Here is an 8,698-nt window from a genome sequence, read left to right on the forward strand (position 1 = left end):
GTCGTCGCCCAGCCCGAACCGGTTTGGGCTCCGATGCCTGCTCCGCCGCCGCCGCCGCCGCCGCCGGCGCCGGCCGACCCGGGCCAGTACGGCCCCGTCGCCGACGGCCAGACCCTGTGGTCGATCGCCAGCAATACCCGTCCCGACCCGGCGGTCACCGTCAACCAGATGATGCTGGCGCTGCAGCGGGCCAATCCCGAAGCCTTCATCGACGACAACATCAACCAGCTCAAGCGCGGCGCGGTACTGCGCATCCCGGCTTCCGAAGAAGTGCGCCAGCTTGGCGCCGCCGAAGCCGCGCAGCTGGTGCGCGCCCAGGCCGAGGCCTGGCAGGCGCGTCGTCGCCCCGTGCCGCAGCCGGCCGAGTCGGTGGCCGACAGCCGTCCGTCGCCGTCCGCCGACGCACCCTCCAGCGCCCCGGCGCCGGCAGGCCGCCTGGAAATCGTGCCGCCTGCCGGTGACGCCCAGTCCGCACGCGGCGTGCAGTCCGGCGCCGCGGCCGGTGAAAGCGGCGCCGAACTGCGCGCCGAACTCACCCAGGCCAAGGAAGACCTGGCCGCCCGCGAAGTCGAGATCCAGGAACTGCGTTCGCACATCGCCGAGCTCGAAGCCCAGCAGGGCGACAGCCAGCGCCTGATCGAAATGCAGTCCAGCCAGCTCAAGGCCCTGCAGGAACGCCTGGCCGCCGCCGAAGGCGAGAGCCCGGCCCCGGCCGTGGCAGCGGCGCCCGCGCCGGAGGCCGAAGAGCCAGCGGCGCCTGCCGAAGGCCCGGCCGACGCGGAACCGGCCGCCAGTGAACCGGCCGCGGCTTCGCCCTGGTACCTCAATCCGATGGTGCTGATCGGCGCCGGCCTGGTCCTGCTCGGCGGCCTGGTGCTGGCCCTGCGCGGCAAGGGCAAGCCGGCGCCGCTGAAGGTGCCGCCGCGCCGCATTTCCGACGATGACGCCGTCAAGGCCAGCCTGCCGGGCGCGCGCGCCGCGGACGCAGCTGCCACCACCGCCACCGCTGCCGCGACGCCGGCCGACGCAAGCCCCGCCGATACCGAACGCGACCGTCTTCAGGCCGCCATCGACGCCCAGCCCGCGGACCTGGAAGCCCACATCAGCCTGCTGCGCCACCTGCACAAGCAGCGCGACCGCCAGGCCTACGAAAGCGCCGCCCAGGCCATGCGCCTGCAGGTCCGCAGCACCCTGGACCCGCGTTGGCGCGAGGCCGTGGTCATGGGCGTGGCCCTGGCCCCGGGCAATGCGCTGTTCAGCCAGGCCGGCTGGAACACGCCGCGTTTCGGCGACACCGGTGTGATGCCCTCGAGCCCGGCGACGCCGGCCCCGGCCGCGCAGCCGACGCCGCCGGCCCCGCCGTCCGACGAGGACCTTGCCGACCTGGCCGCGCTGGCCGCGACGCCCGCCCCGGGCCAGGACGCCGCCGACGAAGACTGGGACAGCCTGGCGCAGGCGGGGCCGGTGCAACCCGCGCCCGCACCGGCGCCCGCGCCCGAACCGGAAGCGACGCCGGAGCCGGAGCCCGAGTTCCTGCTCGAGCCCGAATCCGACCTGGCATCCGACGACGCTTTCGAACTCGTCGATCCGGATGCCCCGGCCGCCGACCCAGGCACCGGCACCGACACCGAACTGGCCGATGCCGCCGCCAGCGCCGACGACGACGCCAGCGCCACCAAGATCGAGCTGGCCAAGGCCTACCTCGACATCGGCGATGTCGACGGTGCCCGCGGCATGCTCGAGGAAGTCGTGGCCGAAGGCAGCCCCGCCGTACGCGCCGAAGCCGAACGCCTGCTGCGGGAGATCGGCTGACCCGGTGCGCTACGCCGCGGGCATCGAATACGACGGTTCCGGTTTCCTCGGCTGGCAGCGGCTGGCCGAGGGCGAAACCGTGCAGGCTGCGGTCGAAAAGGCCCTGGGCTTCGTGGTCGACCACCCGCTGGACGTGGTCTGCGCCGGCCGCACCGACAGCGGCGTGCACGCCCGCTGCCAGGTCGTGCATTTCGACACCGACGCCGAGCGCACGCCCTATGCGCTGCGCCAGGGCGGCAACAGCCGGCTGCCGCCGGGCGTGAGCATCCTGTGGTGCCAGCCGGTGGACCCCGAATTCCATGCCCGCTATGCCGCGCGCGCCCGCCGCTACCGCTACACGGTGCTCAACCGCCGCGTGCGGCCGGCCATGCTTCGTCACTACCTCACCTGGGAACGGCATCCGCTGGACGCCGATGCCATGCACCGCGCCGCCCAGGCGCTGGTCGGCGAACACGACTTCAGCGCCTTCCGCACCGTGCACTGCCAGGCCAAACACGCACGCCGCAACGTGCACGAAATCTCCGTGCGGCGCGACGGCGAACACGTGGTCATCGACGTCCAGGCCAATGCCTTCCTGCACCACATGGTGCGCAACTTCGTCGGCAGCCTGCTGCTGGTGGGGCGGGGCGAACAGCCCGGCGCCTGGGTGGCGGAGGTGCTGGCCGGCCGCGACCGCACCGTCGCCGGCCCGACCGCGCCTTCGAACGGGCTGGTGTTCCTGGGCCCGCGTTATCCGCGGCGCTGGGCGCTGCCCGAAGACGTGGCCTTCGACGGCGACTGAGCCACCTGCACGGTACGCACACGCGTACGGCCTACAATGGCTGCATGCGAACCCGGATCAAATTCTGCGGCATGACCCGCCCTGGCGACGTCCGCCTGGCCGTCGAGCTGGGCGTGGACGCCATCGGCCTGGTGTTCGCGCCGGGCAGCCCGCGCTGCCTGGACGCCGCGCGCGCCGAGCCGCTGCGCCAGGCCATCCCGCCGCTGGTGCACGCGGTGGCCCTGTTCATGGACAACCCGGGCAGCGAAGTCGAGGCCCTGGTGCGCCAGCTCAAACCCGACCTGCTGCAGTTCCACGGCAGCGAAAGCGACGCCTTCTGCCGCGGCTTCGGCCTGCCGTTCGTGAAGGTGCTGGCCATGGGCGGGCAGGCGGGCGATGCGGCGGCGCAGCGGAAACGCTACCCTTCGGCCAGTGCCTTCCTGCTCGACGGCCACGCCCCCGGCCAGCCCGGTGGCAGCGGCGAGCGCTTCGACTGGTCCCGCGTGCCCTCGCTTGGAAAGCCGGTGTTCCTGGCCGGGGGGCTGCGGCCGGCCAACGTCGGCGAAGCGGTGCGCACCGCGCGCCCGTTCGCGGTGGATGTGTCCAGTGGCATCGAAAGCGCGCCCGGCATCAAGGATGGCGGGCGCATGCAGCAATTCGTGGAAGAGGTGAAACGTGCAGACCGCAGTGTCCAAGGCTGACAACCCGCAGGCGTCGGAGATCGCCGACTTCAATGTGTTCCCCGATGCCGCCGGCCACTTCGGCCGCTACGGTGGCGTGTTCGTGTCCGAAACCCTGGTCGAACCGCTGCGCGAGCTTGAAGCCGCCTACGACGCGGCCCGGCGCGACCCGGCCTTCCAGGCCGAACTCGAGTACGAATACAAACATTACGTGGGCCGGCCCAGCCCGATCTACGAAGCCCGCCGGCTGTCCGAACACGTGGGCGGCGCGCGCATCCTGCTCAAGCGCGAGGACCTGAACCACACCGGCGCGCACAAGATCAACAACACCATCGGCCAGGCCATGCTGGCCCGCCGCATGGGCAAGACCCGGATCATCGCCGAAACCGGCGCCGGCCAGCATGGCGTCGCCAGCGCCACGGTGGCCGCGCGCCTGGGCCTGGAGTGCGTGGTTTACATGGGCGCCACCGACGTCGAACGCCAGGCGCCCAACGTCTTCCGCATGAAGCTGCTGGGCGCGACCGTGGTGCCGGTGCATTCGGGCAGCAAGACGCTCAAGGACGCGCTCAACGAAGCCATGCGCGACTGGGTCACCAACGTGCGCGACACCTTCTACATCATCGGCACCGTCGCCGGGCCGCATCCGTACCCGAAGCTGGTGCGTGACTTCAACGCGGTGGTTGGCCACGAGGCGCGGGGCCAGATGCTGGCCGACTACGGCCGCCTGCCCGACGCCGTCACCGCCTGCGTGGGCGGCGGCAGCAACGCCATCGGCATCTTCCATGCATTCCTCAACGATCGCGGCGTGCGCCTGGTCGGCGCCGAAGCCGCAGGCGACGGCGTCGAGACCGGGCGCCACGCGGCGTCGCTGGTCGCGGGCCGCCCGGGCGTGCTGCATGGCAACCGCACCTATGTCATCTGCGACGACGACGGCCAGATCATCGAAACCCATTCCATCTCCGCCGGCCTGGACTACCCGGGCGTCGGGCCCGAGCACGCCTTCCTCAAGGACAGCGGCCGCGCCGACTACGTGGGCGTCACCGACGACGAGGCCATGGAGGCCTTCCACCTGCTGGCGCGCAAGGAAGGCATCCTGGCCGCGCTCGAATCGAGCCACGCCATCGCCCAAGCCATGAAACTCGCCCGCGACCTGCCCAAGGATGCGCTGGTGCTGTGCAACCTGTCCGGCCGCGGCGACAAGGACATCTTCACGATCGCCAAGCGCGAAGGTATCGAGCTGTGAGCGAACGTATCCGACTCAAGTTCGACGCGCTCGCGAAGGCCAACCGCAAGGCCCTGGTTCCGTTCATCACCGCCGGCGACCCGTCGCTGGAAGCGACGGTGCCGGTGATGCATGCGCTGGTGCGCGCCGGGGCCGACGTGATCGAGCTGGGCGTGCCGTTTTCCGATCCGATGGCCGACGGCCCGTCGATCCAGCGCAGCTCCGAGCGTGCGATCGAACGCGGCGCCGGCCTGCGCTACGTGCTGCGCTGCGTGGCCAGCTTCCGCGAAAGCGACGCCGACACGCCCGTGGTGCTGATGGGCTACCTCAACCCCATCGAGATCCTGGGCGCGGACGCGTTCGCGCGCGACGCCGCCGCGGCCGGCGTCGACGGCGTGCTGCTGGTGGACCTGCCGCCCGAAGAAGCCGGCCCCAACCGCGCGGCCTTCAACGCCGCCGGCCTGGACCTGATTTCCCTGGCCGCGCCGACCACCACCGAAGAGCGCCTGGCGCGCCTGGCCTCGGAATCGCAGGGTTACCTGTATTACGTGTCCTTCGCCGGCGTCACCGGCGGCAGCCAGCTCGATGTCACCGACGTGCTCAAGCGCGCCGGCGACCTGCGCGCGCGGGCGAACGTGCCGGTGCTGGTGGGTTTTGGCATCCGCGACGCGGCCTCGGCGGCCGCCCTGGCCCCCGCCGCCGACGGCGTCGTGGTCGGCAGCGCCCTGGTGGACGCGCTGGCCGGCGCCGACGGCCCGGAAAACGCCGCGGCCCGCGCCGAAGCCTTCCTCGCGCCGCTGCGCCGGGCGCTGGACGCCGCCTGAAGCCGGCCGGGGCAGGGCAGCGGCCCGCCCCCGGCCTTTCGGGATAAACTGCCGGGCCTAGAAACAGACCGGTGGACCAATGAGCTGGCTGACCAAACTCATGCCCTCGCGCATCCGCACCCAGGGCAACGGCAAGCGCGGCGTGCCCGAAGGCTTGTGGGAAAAGTGCGACAAGTGCGGCGCCGCCCTGTACGGCCCCGAGCTCGAGAAGAACCTGCGCGTGTGCCCGAAGTGTTCGCACCACATGGCCATCGGCGCCCGCGAGCGCCTGGTGGCGCTGCTCGACGACGACAGCGGCGAAGAGATCGGCGCCGCGCTGGGGCCGGTGGACGCGCTGCACTTCAAGGACCAGAAGAAATACGCCGACCGCATCAAGGCGGCCCAGAAGCTCGTGGGTGAACGCGATGCCCTGGTCGCCGTGCAGGGCCAGCTCAAGGGCCGGCCGGTGTGCGTGGCGGCCTTCGAGTTCCGATTCATGGGCGGTTCGATGGGCTCGGTGGTGGGTGAACGTTTTGCGCTGGCCGCCGAACGCGCCGCCGACATCGGCTGCCCGCTGGTGAGTTTTTCCGCCACCGGCGGCGCCCGCATGCAGGAAGGCCTGTTTTCGCTGATGCAGATGGCCAAGACCTCGGCGGCGCTGGGCCGGCTTCGGGCCAGGGGCCTGCCCTTCGTGTCGGTGCTCACGCACCCGACCACCGGCGGCGTTTCGGCTTCGCTGGGCATGCTGGGCGATATCAACGTCGCCGAGCCGCATGCGCTGATCGGCTTCGCCGGCCCGCGGGTGATCGAACAGACCGTGCGCGAGACCCTGCCCGAAGGTTTCCAGCGCTCGGAGTTCCTGGTCGAACACGGCGCCATCGACCTGATCGTCGACCGCCGGCAGATGCGCGAAAAACTCTCGTCCCTGCTGGCGCTGATGATGCGCCAGCCGGCGCCGGCCGCCGACCCGGCGGCCGCGGCCGAGACGGCCTGAGGGCGGCATGGGCGATCGCAAGTATTTCGGTACCGACGGCATCCGCGGGCGGGTTGGCGAGTTCCCGATCTCGGCCGACTTCATGCTGCGCCTGGGCGCCGCCGCCGGCCGCGTGCTGGTGGGCGAGGGCAGGGACCACGCCGTGGTGGTCATCGGCAAGGACACCCGGATTTCCGGCTACATGTTCGAATCGGCGCTTGAAGCCGGCCTGGTCGCCGCCGGCGCCGACGTGCGCATGCTTGGCCCGATGCCCACGCCCGCGGTCGCCTACCTGACCCGTTCGCTGCGTGCCGACGCCGGCATCGTCATCAGCGCCTCGCACAACCCGCACCACGACAACGGCATCAAGTTCTTCTCGGCCCAGGGCGAAAAACTGCCCGACGCGGTCGAGGCGGCGATCGAGGCCGAACTCGACCAGGACTTCCGCACCGTGCCCTCCGAACGCCTGGGCAAGGCCCAGCGCGTGGACGACGCGCTGGCGCGTTACGCCGAATTCTGCAAGACCACCGTGCCCGAGGACTTCAACCTGGGCGGCATGCGCCTGGTGGTCGATTGCGCCCACGGCGCCACCTACCAGGTGGCCCCGCGCGTGTTCGAAGAACTCGGAGCCGTGGTCGACGCCCTGGGCGTCGAACCCGACGGCCTGAACATCAACAACGGCGTCGGTTCCACCCACCCCGAAGCGCTGATGGCGCGAGTGCGCGACACCGGCGCCGACCTCGGCATCGCCTTCGACGGCGACGGCGACCGGGTGCTTATGGTGGACGGGCGTGGCCAACTGGTGGACGGCGACGGCCTGATCTACCTGCTGGCGCGCGACTGGCAGGCCAGCGGCCGCCTGGCCGGCCCGGTGGTCGGCACCCTGATGACCAACTACGCCATGGAACGTGGCCTGGCCGGGCAAGGCATTGGTTTCATCCGGGCCCGGGTGGGCGATCGTTTCGTGCACAAGGCCCTGGTCGAAAACGGCGGCGTGCTTGGCGGCGAAGCCTCCGGCCACCTGCTGTGCCTGGACCGCGCCAGCACCGGCGACGCCATCGTCAGCGCACTGCAGGTACTCGAGTCCCTGCGCCGGCAGGGGACGTCGCTGGAACAGGCCCTGTCCGACTACCAGCCGCTGCCCCAGCAAACGGTCAACGTGCGCATCGCGCCCGGGGCCAAACCCCTGGACCAGCCGGCCGTGCAGGCGGCGCGCGACGAAGCCGAAAAGGCGCTGGCCGGCCGCGGCCGCCTGGTGCTGCGGGCTTCGGGCACCGAACCCGTGGTCCGGGTCACGGTCGAAGCCGATGACGCTGGCCTGATGCGCGATGTACTCGACCGCCTGGCCGACGTGGTGCGCGCCGCCACCTGAACCATCCGGCTTGAGCGGCGTCAAGAAAGCTTGCACCCCGCCTGGCCTAGACTTGCTCCCCTTGAACCGCCACTGGAACCTGCCGTGACCGCCCGTATCCCGACCCTCGACATCCAGCGTTTTGACACCGACCGTGACGCCTTCGTGGCCGAGCTCGGCGCCGCCTACCGCGAATGGGGTTTCGCCGGCATCCGCAACCACGGCATTTCGCAGGCGCAGATCGACCGCGCCTACGACGTGTTCCAGCGCTTTTTCGCCCTGCCCGAAGACACCAAGCGCAAGTACCACGTGCCCGGCAGCGGCGGCGCCCGCGGCTACACGCCGTTCGGCATCGAAACCGCCAAGGGTGCGACGCACTTCGACCTCAAGGAGTTCTGGCACGTCGGCCGCGAGATCCCGCGCGATTCCAAGTACGCCGACGTGATGCCGCCGAACCTGTGGCCGGAAGAAATCCCTGAGTTCAAGGAAGTGGCCTACGGGCTGTATACGGCGCTCGACCAGCTCGGCTCGCGCGTGCTCAGCGCGCTGGCCCTGCACATCGGCCTGCCGGAAGACTGGTTCGCCGACAAGACCAACTTCGGCAATTCGATCCTGCGCCCGATCCACTACCCGCCGATCACCGCGCCCGACGTGCCCAACGTCCGCGCCGGCGCGCACGAGGACATCAACTTCATCACCCTGCTGGTGGGCGCCAGCGCCGCCGGCCTGGAAGTGCTGTCGCGCAAGGGTGAGTGGGTGCCGTTCACGGCCGACCAGGACACCATCGTGGTGAACATCGGCGACATGCTGCAGCGCCTTTCCAACCACGTGTACCCCTCGACCACGCACCGCGTGGTGAACCCGCCGGGCGACGAGGCGCGCAAGCCGCGTTATTCGACGCCGTACTTCCTGCACCCGAATCCGGACTTCCTGATCAAGACGCTGCCGATGTGCATCAGCGCGGAAAATCCGGACCGCTACCCGGAGCCGATCACCGGGCACGAGTACCTGATGGAGCGCTTGCGGGAGATCAAGCTGGTCTGACGCATGTTGTAGGAGCGCCTTCAGGCGCGAATCTTTTGACTTTGCCTTTGGCA

8 protein-coding genes are annotated in these 8,698 nt (G+C 70.8%); all 8 read left to right on the forward strand.

What is annotated here, in order from left to right; all coding sequences use genetic code 11:
* A partial coding sequence (locus AACZ35_RS09625) for a FimV/HubP family polar landmark protein (protein WP_339828547.1) occupies nt 1–1,812 on the forward strand: 1,812 nt, incomplete at its 5' end.
* A 4-nt stretch (nt 1,813–1,816) separates the two neighbouring features.
* Entirely contained in the window at nt 1,817–2,593 is a 777-nt protein-coding gene (gene truA / locus AACZ35_RS09630; RefSeq protein ID WP_339828548.1) for a tRNA pseudouridine(38-40) synthase TruA, read from the forward strand.
* 44 nt (nt 2,594–2,637) lie between these two features.
* On the forward strand, nt 2,638–3,273 hold the full coding sequence (locus AACZ35_RS09635) for a phosphoribosylanthranilate isomerase (protein WP_339828549.1): 636 nt from the start codon (nt 2,638–2,640) through the stop codon (nt 3,271–3,273).
* Complete coding sequence (trpB, locus tag AACZ35_RS09640) at nt 3,260–4,495, forward strand: tryptophan synthase subunit beta (RefSeq protein ID WP_339828550.1); 1,236 nt, start codon at nt 3,260–3,262, stop codon at nt 4,493–4,495. Before AACZ35_RS09635 ends, trpB begins: the two co-directional genes overlap by 14 nt.
* The gene (trpA, locus tag AACZ35_RS09645; RefSeq protein WP_339828553.1) at nt 4,492–5,298 is read left to right on the forward strand and encodes a tryptophan synthase subunit alpha; all 807 of its coding nucleotides are present in this window, start codon (nt 4,492–4,494) and stop codon (nt 5,296–5,298) included. Before trpB ends, trpA begins: the two co-directional genes overlap by 4 nt.
* 79 nt (nt 5,299–5,377) lie before the next feature.
* Nucleotides 5,378–6,271, forward strand: a complete 894-nt coding sequence (gene accD, locus AACZ35_RS09650) for an acetyl-CoA carboxylase, carboxyltransferase subunit beta (protein ID WP_339828555.1) — start codon at nt 5,378–5,380, stop codon at nt 6,269–6,271.
* Between the two features lie 7 nt (nt 6,272–6,278).
* The gene (glmM, locus tag AACZ35_RS09655; protein WP_339828557.1) at nt 6,279–7,622 is read left to right on the forward strand and encodes a phosphoglucosamine mutase; all 1,344 of its coding nucleotides are present in this window, start codon (nt 6,279–6,281) and stop codon (nt 7,620–7,622) included.
* 84 nt (nt 7,623–7,706) lie between these two features.
* Complete coding sequence (locus tag AACZ35_RS09660; RefSeq protein ID WP_339828559.1) at nt 7,707–8,645, forward strand: 2-oxoglutarate and iron-dependent oxygenase domain-containing protein; 939 nt, start codon at nt 7,707–7,709, stop codon at nt 8,643–8,645.
* Nucleotides 8,646–8,698 lie beyond the last annotated feature (53 nt).

Origin of the sequence: uncultured Arenimonas sp. (assembly GCF_963976025.1) — a bacterium.
In the GTDB taxonomy this organism is placed as follows: Bacteria; Pseudomonadota; Gammaproteobacteria; order Xanthomonadales; family Xanthomonadaceae; genus Arenimonas.